This is a genomic window from Mycetocola sp. CAN_C7 (genome assembly GCF_015752285.1).
Classification (GTDB): domain Bacteria; phylum Actinomycetota; class Actinomycetes; order Actinomycetales; family Microbacteriaceae; genus Mycetocola_A.
Genome location: NZ_JADOUY010000003.1, coordinates 348,249 through 362,901, shown reverse-complemented (window position 1 = coordinate 362,901; position 14,653 = coordinate 348,249). Strand labels below are relative to the sequence as shown.

The following is a 14,653-nucleotide window of genomic DNA, read 5'->3' as shown; positions in this document are numbered from 1 at the left end:
CGGCCGTGCCACCGGTCCCTGTTGCATTCGATTCCGGCGGGGCGCTTGCTCTCGAGACCCGGTCGCTGACGAAGAGATTCGGTCGACAGATTGCCGTGAACGCCATCGACCTCGCCGTTCCGCGTGGGTCGGTGTTCGGCTTCCTCGGGCCGAACGGGTCAGGCAAGACGACGAGCATCCGGATGTTCCTCGGGCTGGTCGAGGCGACGAGCGGCGACATCAGCGTGCTCGGTGAGCGGATGCCCGACCGATTGCGTGACGTGCTCCCCCGCGTCGGCGCCCTCGTCGAAGGTCCGGCGTTCTATCCGTTCCTGTCTGGAGAAGACAATCTTCGCCGGCTCGACAGCGCCGACCGCAACGCGTCTGCGCGTACCAGGCGCGACCGGGTGGGTTCCGCACTCGACCGGGTCGGGCTCGGTGCCGCTGCCGGCAAGAAAGCGGGAGCGTACTCGCTGGGCATGAAGCAGCGTCTCGGAATAGCGAACGCCCTGTTGCAGCCGCGGGAACTGCTTGTGCTCGACGAACCCACCAACGGGCTCGACCCGCAGGGCACCCGCGAGGTCCGCGCTCTGGTGCGGTCATTCGCCGCGGAGGGCACGACGGTGTTCGTCTCCAGCCACCTCCTCGCCGAGGTCGAGCAGGTGTGCACCCACGCGGCGATCCTCAGTGCCGGTGCGCTCGTCGCGCAGGGTTCGCTCGACGAACTCCGCGGTGCCGGCGAGCGCACCCTGCGCGTGAGAACACCGGATGCCGGCACCGCGGCATCCGTCCTGGCACGACTGGGACTCGAACCGTCGCTCCCGCCCACGAACGGCGACCATGCCGAGGTCACCGCGCGGCTGACGGGCGATTCGATCGACTCAGCACACACAGACGCCATCGTGCCTGCTCTCGTGGCTTCCGGTGTTCGTGTGCGCGGTTTCCGGATCGACGAGCCGAGCCTCGAAGACCGGTTCGTCGCCCTCACCGGGGAGGGATTCGATGTCGTCAGGTGAATCCTCACCGACCGGGCGTCTGGCGGCAGGGCTCGGACTCCTGTGGTCAGAGTTGGCCGTGCTGTTCCGCCGACGCAGGACCTGGGCGATGCTCGCCGCGGTCGCGCTGATTCCGATCCTGCTCGCTGTCGCCGTGCGCCTGTCATCGGCGTCGCTCGACCCGGGGGAAGGTCCTCCGTTCCTCGACCGGGTCACCCAGAACGGTCTCTTCGTCAGCTTCACCGCGATGGTCGTCGCCATTCCCCTGTTCCTCCCCCTGACGATCGGGGTGGTCGCCGGCGACACGATTGCCGGCGAAGCCAGCCACGGCACCCTGCGTTACCTCCTCGTCGCGCCGGCCGGCCGCATCCGCCTGCTCCTCGTCAAGTTCACCGGTGCAGCCGTCTTCTGCGCGGCGGCAGCTGTCACGCTCGTGGTCGCTGGCACGCTCATCGGCGCCCTGCTCTTTCCCGTCGGCCCGGTGACGCTGCTCTCCGGCGATCTCATCAGCGTGCCGGAATCGTTCGCGCGGTCCGCGCTCGTCGCGGCATACGTCGCCGTCTCGCTCCTCGGCCTCAGCGCCATCGGTCTCTTCATCTCGACGCTGACCTCGGTTCCGGTCGGCGCGATGGCCGCGACGGTCGTCGTCTCCGTCGTCGCGCAGATCCTTGATGTGCTGCCGCAGCTGGCGTGGCTGCACCCGTGGCTGTTCAGCCATCACTGGCTCGGATTTTCAGGACTGATCAGCCAGCCACTCGACTGGAGCACCTTCGGAGAGAACGCGGTGCTCCAGGCCGGATATGTCCTTGTCTTCTTCTCGCTGGCGTACGGTCGCTTCGCGTCGAAGGACATCCTGTCCTGACGGTGTTACCCGGGCGAAACGTCAGGGGCGTATCGTTGACGATGACCACCGGTTGGCTTTGACCGGTTGAGCTTGCCCGGACTTGGGTGGCGGGTCGTCCGGCACGACAGTGCTGCACTCCGCCGTTTCACACCCCAGAGGTCCCATGACATCCCTGTCCCGTTTTCGCTCTCTTCGTTCCGTTGCGCTTCTCGGCACTGCCGCCGCGGTGTTCGCCGCGACCGGCTGCGCCGCGTCACCGACCACTGCGCCGTCCCCTGACGCCGCCGACCCGGCATCCTCCTACCCGCTGACCGTCGAGAACTGCGGCACCGAGGTCACCTTCGACAAGGCGCCTGAAAAGGTTCTGACCGTGAAGTCCACGTCGACCGAGATGCTCCTGGCACTCGGGCTCGGCGACCGGATTATCGGCCAGGCCTTCCCCGACGGCCCCGTCCCCGCCTCGCTCGGAGGCGACGATGTCCCCGTCATCAGCGACAAGGTCCCAGGACAGGAGGCCGTGCTCGACCTCGAACCCGACCTCGTCTACGCCGGCTGGGAGTCGGCGTTCGCCGCAGACGCCGCCGGTGACCGTGCGACGCTCGGCGACCTCGGCGTGAACACCTACGTCTCGCCTGCCGCGTGCAAGGAGGCCGGTCGGCCGGACACCCTCGCGTTCGATGACGTCTTCGACCAGATCACCGAGATGGGCGCCATCTTCGACGTCTCAGCTGCCGCAGCGACGCTGGTCGACGAGCAACGGGCAGAGCTGGAGACGATCAGCCCGGTCGACGGGCTCAGCGCGCTCTGGTACTCGAGTGGTTCAGACACCCCGTACGTCGGCGCCGGCAGCGGTGCACCGCAGATGATCATGGATGCCGTCGGCCTCACCAACATCGCGGCAGGGGTGGATGACTCGTGGACCCCGTTCAACTGGGAAGCCGTCGTCGACGCCAACCCCGATGTGATCGTGCTCGTCGTCTCTGACTGGGGCACAGCGGAGAAGAAGATCGGCGTGCTGGAGAGCAACCCGGCCACCGCCAAACTCGACGCCGTCGTCAACGAGCGGTACGTCACAGTGCCGTTCGCCGCGACCGAGGGTGGGGTGCGCAACGTCGAAGCCGCCACCACGCTCGCCGACCAGCTGGAGGCGCTCGGCCTGTGACAGCAACGGCAGCACCCCCTCCCCGGACGGCACGTCGCGTCGGCCCGGCCGTCCGCCGCGTGCCGACGGCGGTCTGGGGAGGAGTGCTGTCCGTCGTTCTGCTGCTGTCGATCGTGGTGACCGTGACGTTCGGTCCGGCAGACATCCGCCCCGCCGAGGTGTGGGGCTCCGTTCTCGGTCACGTCGGGCTTGATCCGACGTTGTTCGGCGGTGAGGTTCTGTCGCCGCTTCGTGACGGGATCGTCTGGGAACTGCGGATGCCGCGGGTTCTCACCGCTGCGGCGGTCGGCGCCGGGCTCGCGCTCGCCGGCACGGTGATGCAGGCGATCACCCGCAACCCGCTCGCCGACCCGTACCTCCTCGGGCTGTCGTCAGGAGCATCCCTCGGCGCTGTCGCCGTCATCCTGCTCGGCCTGGGCGTTCTGCTGCCCGTCGCCGCATTCGCGGGGGCCATCGCCGCGCTCCTCGCGACCCTGCTGCTCGCCGGAGCCTCAGGCACCCTCACCCCGACGCGAACGGTGCTGGCAGGGCTCGCGGTGTCGAGCTTCTTCGGCGCTCTGACAAGTCTCGTGATCTTCTGGTCGGCGACCGGTGACACCTACCGCGAGATCCTGAGCTGGCTGCTCGGCTCACTCAGCGGAGCACGCTGGCCCGCTGTCGCGATCGCCCTCGGTGCTCTTCTCATCGTCGGCCTGCCGCTGATGCTCACCGGGCGCACCCTCGACGCGTTCGCGTTCGGCGACCAGGCGGCATCCGCTCTCGGTGTCGGCGTCGACTCGACCAGGTGGCTGCTGCTCACCGCGACCGCTCTGCTCACCGGAGGAATGGTCGCCGTCTCCGGCTCGATCGGCTTCGTCGGGCTCATCCTGCCGCATGCCGTCCGGCTCGTCGCCGGGCCACGAAACCGCATCGTCCTGCCGCTCTCGGCCCTGGCCGGAGCGATCTTCCTGATCTGGATCGACACCGGAGCACGCACCCTGTTCGACCCCCGCGAATTGCCGGTCGGTATCCTCACCGCTGTCGTCGGCGCACCGGTTTTCGCGCTGCTGCTGTTCCGGGCGCGGAGGATCTCATGACGACGACCGATCACGGCGTCGGCGACGCGGTTGCCGCCCGCACCGGCGAGTCCGCACTGTCAGCTCACCGGCTGGTCTTTTCCCGCGAGGGTCGGATGATCATCGATGGCGTCGACATCGACCTGCCTGTCGGTTCGTTCGGAGCGGTGATCGGCCCGAACGGTGCCGGAAAGTCGACGCTGCTGCAGCTGATGGTCGGCACCTTGCCGATCCAGTCGGGAACGGTGGTGTTCGACGGCGACGACGTACTCGCCCTGAAGCGGCGCGACCGCGCCAGGCTCGTCGCCCTGAGCGAGCAGCACGGAGACGGGGACACCGGACTGCGGGTGCGCGACGTCGTGCTGCTCGGCCGCACGCCGCACATCGGCCGCTGGTCTGCCGAGGGCCCGGATGACCGGCGGATCGGTGCTGATGCCCTGGCAGCCGTCGGGATGACGGCCTTCGCCGATCGTCCATTCGACACCCTGTCAGGCGGTGAGCGGCAGCGCGTCCATCTCGCGCGGGCTCTCGCACAGGAGCCAAAGCTGCTGCTGCTCGATGAGCCGACCAATCACCTGGACGTGCGCGCCCAGTTGAGCCTGCTCTCCCTGGTGCGCGCACAGACAGCTGCAGGTCTCACCGCGGTCGCTGCCCTCCACGACCTCAACATCGCCGCGGCATACGCCGACGCGGTGATCGTGCTCAGCGCAGGGCGGGTCGTCGCGGCTGGGCCGGCGGCATCCGTTCTCACCGGCGACCTCATCAGCGAGGTCTACGGTGTGCGCGCAGACGTGCTCGAGCACCCGCGCACCGGCCGGCCGCTGATCGCGTTCGACACCACCTGACGTTTTTCGGGTCGATCGGCGTATCGGCTGCCGGTTTGTCCTCCAGAATCAGCGGTCACCCTGCCGTGCGTCTGGTGAAGATCAGGTGGACGACTCCGGAGGGAGACGGGGTGGCTTCGATGTCGAAGCGCTGCTCGAGTTCTTCGAGTCCATCCCAGAGCTGTTCGCCCCTGCCCAGGACGATCGGTACGAGCACGATATGCAGGTGGTCGATCAGATCGGCTGCGAGGAACTGCCGAACCGTGCTGACGCCGCCACCGATCCTGACGTCGAGGCCGCCGGCCAGGTTCCGAGCCTGCTCGAGCGCGGCGACGGGGTCGGCATCGATGAAATGGAAGGTTGTTCCACCCTCCATTTCTAGCGCCGGGCGGGGATGGTGGGTCAGAACGACGACAGGGGTGTGGAAGACGGGGTCGGCGTCCCACCATCCCTTCCACCCGTCGTCCTCCCACTGGCCACGCTGCGGGCCGAACTTGTTGCGCCCCATGATCTCCGCGCCGATCCCCGAGCCCCAGTTCCTGGCGAACGCGTCGTCGACGCCGGATGACCCGGGAGACTCCCCAGGAATGCCCATCTCGCGGAAGGTGCGTGTGCCGACCGCCCACTCCATGAGCCGCGAGCCGGCGTGACCGAACGGAGCGTCGAGCTGCTGGCCCTCCCCCGCACCGAAGCCGTCGAGCGAGACCGAGAAGTTGTGCACGCGGACCAGGGACATGTTCTCTCCAAGCGCTTGTCGTTGGCGATCACCCTATGGTCACCGCCCCGCACGGCTCAAGTGTTACCGGCCTCCGGGTTTCCCCTCGGAACAGCCGAGGCTGCCGCAAAACCGGCAGCCCAGGCCTCGTCGCTGCCAAGACGGAACATGTCCTTCTCGGCGTCGCGCACCAAAGCGCGAGCGCCGGGTCCGTCGTCGTCGGTAAGCAGGTGAGGCAGACCGCGCACGACAGCGACCGGCCGACCGAACGCCTTACCCTTGACCAGGTCGGCTGCGCCGGCCAACTCGTCTGCGACCGCCGTGATCGTCACGGTGAGGGGTCGGCCGGAGGCATCCGTCTGTCCGCGCAGGTCGTCGACCACACGGACGCCAGCAGCGCCGATCGCGATGTCGGTCTGGCCGTCACGCCACGGCCGTCCGACGGTGTCGGTGATGAGCACCCCGACCGCGATGCCGAGGCGTGACCGCAGGCCGGCGCGGATTGTGCGCGCGGAGGCATCCGGGTCGACGGGGAGCAGCAGTACAGTGCCGTCAGGCGTGTTGCTCGAGTCGACACCCGCTGCGGCCATCACGAGACCGAGCTTGTTCTCAACGATTCGAGTGACCCCGTTCGGATGCTCCCGGCTGGCGACCACGCGCACCGTCTCGTCGGTGATGGCCTGCTCCCGGTCGAGTGCGTCGACCCGCCTGCCCTCGGCCTTCGACACGATCTTCGACGTGATGAGGAGGATGTCGCCGTTCTGCAGGTCGGTGCCGACGGCATCCGCAACGACAGTGGTGAGGTCGGTTCCTGCGTCGATCTCCGGAATGCCGTCCGGTGCCCAGATGCTCAGCATCGCTCAGCGCACCAGTGCAGGGAGGACGTCGCGACCGAAGGTCTCGATCCACTCGCGCTGGTTGCGACCGACATTGTGCAGGTAGATCCGGTCGAAGCCGAGGTCGGCGAACCGCTGGATGTGCGCGCGGTGCACGTCGGGGTCTGACGAGACGACCATCCGGCCGTCGAAGTCCTCCGGGCGAACCATCTTCGCCATCTGCTCGAACTCGAACGGAGAACGGATGTCCGCCTTCGGGAACTTCATACCGCCGTTGGGCCACTCGACCAGGGCGTTGCGCATGGCTTCCTCATCGGTCGGCGCCCACGACAGGTGCAGTTGCAGCACCCTCGGCATCGTCGCCGGGTTCCTGCCCGCCTCGCGCGCGCCCTCGGCGAACCGGGTGAACAGCATCGCGATCTTCTCCAGCGGCGCACCGACGGTGATGAGTCCGTCGACGTTCTTGCCTGCGCGCTTCGCCGTCACCGGCCCGGCCGTTGCCACCAGGATTTCGGGCGCGACATCTGGCATGGTCCACAGCCGCGTGGACTCGAGCTTGAAGAACTGGCCGGTGTGCTTGACGTCGCGACCGGCGAGCGACGCAGCGAAGAGTTTCTTGATCACGTCGACCGCTTCGAACATGCGGTTGATGCGTTCGGGGGCCTCAGGCCAGTACTGGCCGACGATGTGCTCGTTGAGAGCCTCGCCTGACCCGAGTCCGAGCCAGTGCCTGCCCGGGTACATCGCCGCGAGCGTCGCCGATGCCTGAGCGACCATGGCCGGATGCCAGCGGAACGTCGGCGCAGTCACCCCTGGCCCGAAATCCCCCGTCGTGCGTTCACCGAGCGCGGCAAGCACGCTCCAGACGAACGACGACTGGCCCTGCTGCGGCACCCACGGCTGGAAGTGGTCCGCTGCCATCACCCCGCTGAAGCCATGCTGCTCAGCGAGGGCGCTGAGAGCAACCGCCTCCTGCGGAGCGAACTGCTCGAGCATCGCCGCGTAGCCGATCGAAAGAGAACCCATCCCCCCATCTTCGCGCACACGGGCGAGCTCGTCTGCGCCGAGCGGCCGGGATTGACAGCATGGTGTCATCGAGGGTCCGTGGCCTCGGATAGCGTGGAGTCCATGCGCATCGCCACCTGGAACGTCAACTCGATTCGAGCCCGCGTGAACCGCACCGTCGACTGGATGATCCGTGAGGACGTCGATGTCCTGGCCATGCAGGAGATCAAGTGCAAGCCTGAGCAGTTCCCGCTCGAGCAGTTCGAGGAGGCCGGCTACGAGGTCGCCGTCCACGGCCTGAACCAGTGGAACGGTGTGGCCATCGCCAGCCGCCTCCCGATGACGGATGTCGTCACGCAATTCACCGACATGCCCGGATTCCTCAAAGGCGAAGAAGGGCCAGGGCTTCCGCTCGAAGCGCGCGCGCTCGGCGCCACCGTTCACGGGGTCAGGCTGTGGAGCCTGTACGTGCCGAACGGCCGTGCACTCGACGACCCGCACTACGTCTACAAACTGGACTGGCTCGCACGGTTGAAAGCGGATGCCGCCGGCTGGCTCGCCGCCAACCCCGGCGTCCCCTTCGCGCTTCTGGGCGATTTCAACGTCGCCCCGTTCGACTCGGACATGGGCGATCCCACCGTCGTTCCCGGCCTGTCCACCCATGTCTCCCCGCCGGAGCGCGACGCCCTTGCGGCGTTCGGTGAGATCGGCCTGACCGACGTCGTTCGACCGATCGTCCCTGACGGTTTCACCTACTGGGACTACAAGCAACTGCGCTTCCCCCGTAACGAGGGCATGCGCATCGATTTCATCCTCGGCTCGCCGGCGTTCGCCGACCTGGTGACGGATGCCTCGATCCACCGCAACGAGCGTAAGGGCGAAGCCCCGAGCGACCACGTGCCTGTCCTCGTCGACCTCGATCTCGCGACCGAGGACGACGACGACCGGCCGATGATCTTCTAAGGGCTGGTCACCACGGCGAAGCCACCAGGCTTCATCGTGATGGTCGCCGTACCTGAGATCGCGTAGGTGGCGACGAGCTTTCCGCCGGAGTCGTAACTGCGGAGCGTTCCCGCTGTTCCGCCCTCGTTCAGGACGACCCGTTGCGGGAGCACCCCGGAAGAGTGGGCGAGCTCGGTACTGCCTGCAGCTCCTGCGAAGACGAGGCGGCCGATGACCGGGCGAACGAGCAAGGCATCCACGGTCACCGTTCCTGTGAGCGAGGCCACAGACACACTCGACAGCTTCGCCGGAACCGGGATCGGCAGCGACTGCGGCAGAAGCGCTCCGGGGACGGCGGTGATGCCCTGTGCGCCGACTCCGTGCTTGAGCACTCCGAGCGGCAGCACACCGCTCCGCCACAGCGACCTCGCCTTGCCGTTCTCGGCTGAGAAGATCACGGGCTCGATGATCCGGGCCGACGACGACGCCGGCAGCCTGAACCTCGCGGTCTCTCCCCGTGTCAACTCGAGGTACCCGGTGCTCGAATATTCGGACTCTCCGGTCCACTTCGAGGCAGGGACGACGACGTTGCCGGTCGTGACAGCTGTCGTCTCCGCTTCGACGACGGAGAGTCCGGCCCGGGATTCGACGGCATTCGCTCCGGTCGCACGCGCGGCCACCTCCGGATTCGCGTCGAGCGCGAGCATCGACAGCAGACCGTGGATGGTGCTCTCAGCGCCACTGTTGCGGTTGATCGTTCCGTCGGCGGCGACACCGTCGTACGTCACGCCGGTGGCAGGATCGTAGACGGCCTCACCCGAAGCGTTGGTGCCGAAGTACCAGCTGCCGACGAGACCGGCGAGTTCGGTGAGCCCGGGACGTGACCCGGCTTTCGCGACACCGATCAGGGACTGCAGGCGCGAGTCGATACCGTAGGCGATCTGGGTTCGGTCGATCGGCGAGGGAAGCCAGGCGTTGTCAGGGCCACCGGCGGTGAGCAGGATCGGGTCGAACACGGCAGAGTCGGCGATCGCCGGGGTGAGCAGTTTCGGCTGGCCGAGAGCGGTGGATGCCGCGGCGAGGGCCGCGGGCATCTGGGTTCCCCAGGCGTGCCAGTTCGAGCGGGACTCGGCCCACGGCAGGATCGCGCCGTACGGCCAGGTACGCACGTCGCCCTGACCCATCTTGGAGATTCCTTCAGCGAGCTTCTTCAGGGTGTCGCGCGCGGCAGCATCCGTGGGCGCTGCCGTGGAGTACGCCGCGAGTCCGAGCACCGCTTCCGCGCTGGCGTCAGCGCCGTTGGTGATCAGCCAGGACGGAAGCTTCACCCCGTCGACGACGAGGTAAGTGCCGTAGGTGTCGAGAACCTGGCGCTGGACGGCCGAGACGCTGAGCTGCATGCGGTCCTGAAGGAACTCGGCGAACTCCGCATCGACGTCGCGAAAGGCGGCGTATCCCTCGCCGAGAGCCCAGAGGGTGCGGGCGACCCAGTAGCTTTCGGCCGAGTCGGATGGGTCAGGAAGCTCGACCGGCTCGGCGCTGGGATTGAGCGTGCCGTCGTCCTGCATCCACAGCACCACGTTGCCGGCGTTCGGGCCTGAGACCGTCTGCAGGTATGCGACCGAGCGGAGAAGTTCGTAGGCCTTGTCTTTCGACGCGCCGTCGCCGAACTGCTTCCAGTGTCGCAGGTACACGACCGCTGCCCGGGTGACGTCGTCGGCGTTGTATGCGCCCTGACCCCAATATCCCGTCGCAGGATCGAGCGGTCCGCCACCGACCCGTTCGAAGGTCCCGCCGTCGCGGGCATCCGCGTAGGTCCACGGCATGACGAGGTCGGGTTCTTCTGCGAGGCGGTAGGTCGTGTGCTCGGCCGTCGACGACGGAGCGACATCGTCGAGCAGGAAGTCGAGGTGGGCAAGGTTGGTCAGCGGAGCCGGGGCCGCCGTCGCCGGGACGGCAACGCCGAGACCGAGCGTCCCGATCGTGAGGAGGGCAGCGGTCAGTCCCGCGACGACCCGGTGGCGTGTCCCTGTCAGCATCATGCCGTTCCTCTCACTCGCGTCCCTGCGAGTGCAGGTCAGCTTACGCTTTCAAGCTGGGCTGCGCCGATCTTTGAGTCAGCCATCCCATAGAACACGAAATGCCTGCCGTCGATCTCTTCGATCGCGGTGGGGAAGACGACGTTCGGAACGATTCCGCTCCTCTCGTCGTCGGTCTCGGCCGCGAGGAGCGGCTCCTCGGTACGAGCGAGAACCTTCCACGGCTCGTCGGCGTCAAGGATCATGCCGCCGGCAGCGTAATTGACGTTCTGCTGCTGGTCGAATGCGCGCGCGAGTTTTCCGGTGACACCGTGGTGCAGGAGCAGCCAGCCCTCCGGCACGCGGAGCGGCGCAGGGCCTCCTCCGACCTTGACCGCTTCGAAGGCGAACTGGGGCCCGGCAAGAAATCGGTGCCCGCGCCAGAGGGTGAGTGAACGGATGTCGTCGGCGACGTCCGCGACGTGGACGAAGCTGATCCACATGCTCTGCCGTTCGTCTTCGACCCCGGCGGGTACGCGGATGCCCTGGCCGGGCTTGACCTCGTCGAGGTCCCACATCGGGCGGTGAAGCACCGCGTAACTCTTCACGCCATCCGGCCCGGTGACCGCTTCGGGGAAGAACACGGTGTCTTTGTTGTGGAACAGGTTGAGGTCCATGTCGAGCGCGTCGTCGTACGCGAAGAGCACGGGGCCGAGCCTCGTCCATTCGCGCAGGTCGGGCGAGGTGGCGATGGCGCTGCGCGGCCCGAGCGGGCCGTAGGCGACATAGGTCATCACGTGGAGTCCGAGGTCGGCGATCCAGGTGATGCGCGGGTCCTCGACCCCGGAGTTGCCGACGCCGCGTTCCCAGCCGCGGTCGGGCGCGAGCACGACGCCTTCACGTTCGACCGACACCGGGATGCCGTCTTCGACGACGACCTTGGCGAGACCCACGCGTGACACGTTGCCGGACTCGACCATCCGCGGAAGCAGGTAGAGTTCGCCGTCCGGCCCGCGGCCCGAACCGGGGTTGAGGACCCCTTCGGCCTCGAGCGCGTTGCCGGGCTCAGGCGTCATGACGACGCCGACCCTGGTGAGCTTGTATGGGAAGGGGGAAAGTGTGGCTGACATGTCTAACCTTTCACGCCGGACCCGATGTCCGTGGAGATGAAGTACCGCTGGAAGAAGATGAACAGGACAATGACCGGCGCTGCGAGAACCACGGCCCCCGCAAGGATGGTGCCGAACGGATTCGCCGTCGACGCCGCGACGGTCGAGATGTAGTTGGCCAGGGAGACGGCCAACGGCTGCAGGCTGGCATCCTTGGTCACGAGGAACGGCCAGAGGAACTCGTTCCACGGACCGATGAAGGTGAGCAGGATGACGGTCACGAGCGCTGGCTTGACCAAGGGGATTGCTACATTCCAGAGCAACCGGACCTCCCCTGCACCGTCGATCCGAGCGGCGTCGAAGAGTTCCCGGGGCACCTGCAGGAAGTACTGACGGAAGATGATGACGGCCGTCGAGTTGATCAGGTAGGGCAGGATCATGCCCAGATGGGTGTCTCCGAGTCCGTAATCCCTGGCGATCATCACGTAGAGCGGGATCATCAGAAGCTGGAACGGCACGACCTGCACGAGCAGTGCCAGGGCGAAAGTCGTTCCTCGACCGCGCCACTCCAGAACGGCGAGGGAATAGCCGGCGAGCATCCCGAAGATCACTGTTCCGAGCACCACGGCACCCGCGAAGATCCCCGAGTTGAGAAGCCCGGAGAACAGGTTCACCCGCTCGTTGATGGCGACGTAGTTGTCTCCTGTGAACGTCGCCGGGTTCGGAAAGAGCCCGCCGAGTGTCGTGTCAGGGGTCGACTGCAGTGAGCCGACCACCATGTAGTAGAACGGGAAGAGGAAGATGAGCGCGCCGATGGCGAGCACGACCCCCCGGAGTATTGCCTGCCCACGGCTGAGCTGGCCGGGCACACGATGGTGTCGTTTCGACATCACTTTTCCTTCCCTCCTGCGAATCGGTTCTGCAGGAGCGCGATGATCAGCACGGCGATGACGAGCACGACACCGATTGCGGCGGCGAATCCCGGCTTGCCCTGCTGCAGGCCCTCCTGGTACATGATCAAGACGGGCGAAGCGGATGCCCCGTTCGGGCCGCCGCCGCCGGTGAGGAGGTAGGGCTCCGTGAACAGGTTGGCGCCGGTGATCGTCGACAGCACGAGCACGAGCACGGTCGCCGGCCGCACCCCGGGGACGGTGACCGAGAAGAACGATCGCACCGCGCCCGCCCCGTCGGTGGATGCCGACTCGTACAGCTCTTCAGGAACGTTCTGCAGCGCGGCGAGGTAGAGCAGGATGAAGAACCCGAGCTGTTTCCAGGTGACGAAGAGTGCGATGGTGGGCATCGCCAGTGCGGGGTTGATGAGCCACGACGGATCGGGGGCCAGCGGTCCGAGCAGGGTGTTGACGAGCCCGGAGCCACTGAAGAGGAACATCCACACCCCGACGACTGCCACACTCGCTGTGACGTATGGGACGTAGTAACTCACCCGTAAGAACATGCGGAATCGCACCACCCTGTTCAGCGCGGTTGCGAGCACGAGCGAGAGGACGACGGTCAGGGGCACGTTGATCAGCAGGAACACCCCGACGTTGCCGAACGACCGGAGCACGTCCGGGTCGCTCAGCGCGGCGACGTAGTTGTCGATGCCGACGAAGGGCCGGTCGACGACCGCTCCTGGGGCGGCGAAGAAGTAGTCGTGCAGCGACATGTACACCGCGAAGATCAGCGGGTACGCGAAAATCAGGAGGACGAAGACCAGGTACGGCGCGCTCAGCAACCACCCGAGCGGGTGCTTGCCCAGCACCCGCTGCGTCGTCGGTCGTCTGCGCCGTCCTGCGCCCGCCGAGCCGCGGGGGCGCGTTGCCCCCGCGGAGCGGTCCAGCGTGTCGGATGACATGGTCTATCCCTCTGACGCCAGTTCGGTGACCTTGTCAGCTGCAGCCTTCATCGCCTCTTCGAGGTCGCCCTCACCGGCGATGACAGCCTTCGTGTATGCGTCACGGATGGTCTGCAACATCTCGACGGTGTTGCTGCCCCCTGGGACCTCGATGGTGCGCGAAGCCTGGTCACCGAAGGTCGTGTAAGCGGGGTTCGCCTCGAAGTAGTCGGCGTAGACCTCAGGCAGGTCCTGACGCAGGGGCATCTGACCGGTCAGCTCGAGGAGCTGTCCATCCTGCTCCTCGCTCGTGGCGAACTTGAGCACGTCCCAGGCGGTCGCCTGGTTCTTGCATGCGGAGTACAGTCCGACGTTTTTCGCATCGCTGAAGGTGTAGACCTCGTCCGGCGCAACGCCGGCCTTGGTCGGAACCGGAACGGAGCCCCAGTTCACGGCATCCTTGTACACCGAGACGGCCCACGGGCCGACGATGGCCATGGCGGAATGCCCGTCAGCGAATGCGTCGCCCTGGTACTGCTCGCGACCGGCGAGACCGCCGTCGTAGAGCGACTTCCAGAAGTTGGCGACGTCGAGGCCTTCCTCGCCCCCGAAGGTGGCCGTGCCATCTTCGACGAGTCCGGTCCCACCGGTTTCAGCTGCGAAGAGCGGAGTGAAGTCGAAGAGCGTTTGGAAGAACTCGCTTGTCGGGGCCGGGTTGATCGCAAATGGTGCGACGCCGGCGTCGACGAGGGTCTTCGATGTGGCGAGGAACTCGTCGTATGTGGCGAGTTCGGGGTTCTCGGGGTCCAGGCCGGCCTCGGTGAACATGTCCTTGTTGTAGAAGATCATGACGGGGTTCGACTTCCAGGGCATCTGGTAGTAGCCGCCCTCCGGCGCTTCGTACTGCCCGGCAGAGTCACCGCTGCGCTCCTCGATGTACGAAGCCCCATCCTCGAAGGTGGTGAGATCGACAAGGCCGCCCTGTTTCTGGAACTGGCCGACGGCTGCCGGTGCGGTGTTGAAAACGAGGCAGGGGGCGGTGCCTGCGGTGATGGCTGCACCGATGACCTCTTCGCTGGATTTTCCGGCCGGAATCTCCTGGCCCTTGACCTGCTCCTCCGGGTTCTCGGCGTTCCAGGCCTCGATCATGCCCTTGGCCCAGGCGACTTCCTGTTCGTTGTTGGAATACCAGATGGTGATGTCACCGGTGGAGGTGAGCGCGTCGGTCTTGGCAGCGCCTCCTCCTGAGCACGCGGTGAGCGCGAGAAGGGCGACTGCCGCTGTCGCGGTCGCCCCGATGAGAGTGCGTCGTTGCACGGTGTTCTCCTTCGTTGA

14 protein-coding genes are annotated in these 14,653 nt (G+C 66.8%); 6 read left to right on the top strand and 8 right to left on the bottom strand.

The window, feature by feature from the left end; genetic code table 11:
• Positions 1-5: 5 nt before the first annotated feature.
• From IWX78_RS08415 to IWX78_RS08395, 5 genes are all read left to right on the top strand, one after another.
• Positions 6-995 carry an ABC transporter ATP-binding protein gene (locus IWX78_RS08415; protein WP_196833071.1) on the top strand — a complete coding sequence of 330 codons (990 nt, stop codon included), beginning with the start codon at positions 6-8 and terminating at the stop codon, positions 993-995.
• A complete protein-coding gene (locus IWX78_RS08410) occupies positions 982-1,836 on the top strand; it encodes an ABC transporter permease (protein WP_196833070.1) in 855 nt (284 codons plus the stop codon). Before IWX78_RS08415 ends, IWX78_RS08410 begins: the two co-directional genes overlap by 14 nt.
• A 145-nt stretch (positions 1,837-1,981) precedes the next feature.
• On the top strand, positions 1,982-2,980 hold the full coding sequence (locus IWX78_RS08405; RefSeq protein WP_196833069.1) for a putative F420-0 ABC transporter substrate-binding protein: 999 nt from the start codon (positions 1,982-1,984) through the stop codon (positions 2,978-2,980).
• Entirely contained in the window at positions 2,977-4,056 is a 1,080-nt protein-coding gene (locus IWX78_RS08400) for a putative F420-0 ABC transporter permease subunit (RefSeq protein WP_196833068.1), read from the top strand. Before IWX78_RS08405 ends, IWX78_RS08400 begins: the two co-directional genes overlap by 4 nt.
• On the top strand, positions 4,053-4,880 hold the full coding sequence (locus IWX78_RS08395) for an ABC transporter ATP-binding protein (protein ID WP_196833067.1): 828 nt from the start codon (positions 4,053-4,055) through the stop codon (positions 4,878-4,880). The genes IWX78_RS08400 and IWX78_RS08395 overlap by 4 nt, the downstream gene beginning before the upstream one ends.
• A gap of 55 nt (positions 4,881-4,935) precedes the next feature.
• Here IWX78_RS08395 and IWX78_RS08390 read toward each other — a convergent pair whose 3' ends face one another.
• The 3 genes from IWX78_RS08390 to IWX78_RS08380 are packed head-to-tail and all read right to left on the bottom strand — an operon-like array spanning position 4,936 to position 7,436.
• Positions 4,936-5,595, bottom strand: coding sequence for a dihydrofolate reductase family protein (locus tag IWX78_RS08390; protein WP_196833066.1), 660 nt, complete (start codon positions 5,593-5,595; stop codon positions 4,936-4,938).
• Between the two features lie 56 nt (positions 5,596-5,651).
• Positions 5,652-6,431 carry a coenzyme F420-0:L-glutamate ligase gene (locus IWX78_RS08385; protein ID WP_196833065.1) on the bottom strand — a complete coding sequence of 260 codons (780 nt, stop codon included), beginning with the start codon at positions 6,429-6,431 and terminating at the stop codon, positions 5,652-5,654.
• Between the two features lie 3 nt (positions 6,432-6,434).
• Positions 6,435-7,436: a TIGR03557 family F420-dependent LLM class oxidoreductase gene (locus tag IWX78_RS08380; protein ID WP_196833064.1), complete on the bottom strand. Its 1,002-nt coding sequence runs from the start codon at positions 7,434-7,436 to the stop codon at positions 6,435-6,437.
• Between the two features lie 102 nt (positions 7,437-7,538).
• Between IWX78_RS08380 and IWX78_RS08375 the strand changes: the two genes are divergently transcribed.
• Positions 7,539-8,378, top strand: a complete 840-nt coding sequence (locus tag IWX78_RS08375) for an exodeoxyribonuclease III (protein WP_196833063.1) — start codon at positions 7,539-7,541, stop codon at positions 8,376-8,378.
• On the opposite strand, the gene IWX78_RS08370 is transcribed toward IWX78_RS08375, so the two are convergent.
• From IWX78_RS08370 to IWX78_RS08350, 5 genes are read right to left on the bottom strand one after another with little or no spacing between them, the layout of a single operon-like run.
• The gene (locus IWX78_RS08370) at positions 8,375-10,399 is read right to left on the bottom strand and encodes a hypothetical protein (RefSeq protein WP_196833062.1); all 2,025 of its coding nucleotides are present in this window, start codon (positions 10,397-10,399) and stop codon (positions 8,375-8,377) included. The two genes, IWX78_RS08375 and IWX78_RS08370, sit on opposite strands and share 4 nt — an antisense overlap.
• A 35-nt stretch (positions 10,400-10,434) precedes the next feature.
• On the bottom strand, positions 10,435-11,505 hold the full coding sequence (locus tag IWX78_RS08365; protein WP_196833061.1) for a glycoside hydrolase family 130 protein: 1,071 nt from the start codon (positions 11,503-11,505) through the stop codon (positions 10,435-10,437).
• A gap of 2 nt (positions 11,506-11,507) precedes the next feature.
• Positions 11,508-12,374: a carbohydrate ABC transporter permease gene (locus IWX78_RS08360; protein WP_196833060.1), complete on the bottom strand. Its 867-nt coding sequence runs from the start codon at positions 12,372-12,374 to the stop codon at positions 11,508-11,510.
• Positions 12,374-13,339 carry a carbohydrate ABC transporter permease gene (locus IWX78_RS08355; protein ID WP_196833059.1) on the bottom strand — a complete coding sequence of 322 codons (966 nt, stop codon included), beginning with the start codon at positions 13,337-13,339 and terminating at the stop codon, positions 12,374-12,376. Before IWX78_RS08355 ends, IWX78_RS08360 begins: the two co-directional genes overlap by 1 nt.
• Before the next feature lie 3 nt (positions 13,340-13,342).
• Complete coding sequence (locus tag IWX78_RS08350; protein ID WP_196833058.1) at positions 13,343-14,635, bottom strand: extracellular solute-binding protein; 1,293 nt, start codon at positions 14,633-14,635, stop codon at positions 13,343-13,345.
• Positions 14,636-14,653 lie beyond the last annotated feature (18 nt).

Bases quoted from the DNA above. Each gene is read 5' to 3' on its own strand.
- IWX78_RS08410 (WP_196833070.1), top strand. From the start codon at position 982: ATGTCGTCAGGTGAATCCTCACCGACCGGGCGTCTGGCGGCAGGGCTC.
- IWX78_RS08405 (WP_196833069.1), top strand. From the start codon at position 1,982: ATGACATCCCTGTCCCGTTTTCGCTCTCTTCGTTCCGTTGCGCTTCTC.
- IWX78_RS08395 (WP_196833067.1), top strand. From the start codon at position 4,053: ATGACGACGACCGATCACGGCGTCGGCGACGCGGTTGCCGCCCGCACC.
- IWX78_RS08390 (WP_196833066.1), bottom strand. From the start codon at position 5,595: ATGTCCCTGGTCCGCGTGCACAACTTCTCGGTCTCGCTCGACGGCTTC.
- IWX78_RS08385 (WP_196833065.1), bottom strand. From the start codon at position 6,431: ATGCTGAGCATCTGGGCACCGGACGGCATTCCGGAGATCGACGCAGGA.
- IWX78_RS08380 (WP_196833064.1), bottom strand. From the start codon at position 7,436: ATGGGTTCTCTTTCGATCGGCTACGCGGCGATGCTCGAGCAGTTCGCT.
- IWX78_RS08375 (WP_196833063.1), top strand. From the start codon at position 7,539: ATGCGCATCGCCACCTGGAACGTCAACTCGATTCGAGCCCGCGTGAAC.
- IWX78_RS08370 (WP_196833062.1), bottom strand. From the start codon at position 10,399: ATGATGCTGACAGGGACACGCCACCGGGTCGTCGCGGGACTGACCGCT.
- IWX78_RS08365 (WP_196833061.1), bottom strand. From the start codon at position 11,505: ATGTCAGCCACACTTTCCCCCTTCCCATACAAGCTCACCAGGGTCGGC.
- IWX78_RS08360 (WP_196833060.1), bottom strand. From the start codon at position 12,374: ATGTCGAAACGACACCATCGTGTGCCCGGCCAGCTCAGCCGTGGGCAG.
- IWX78_RS08355 (WP_196833059.1), bottom strand. From the start codon at position 13,339: ATGTCATCCGACACGCTGGACCGCTCCGCGGGGGCAACGCGCCCCCGC.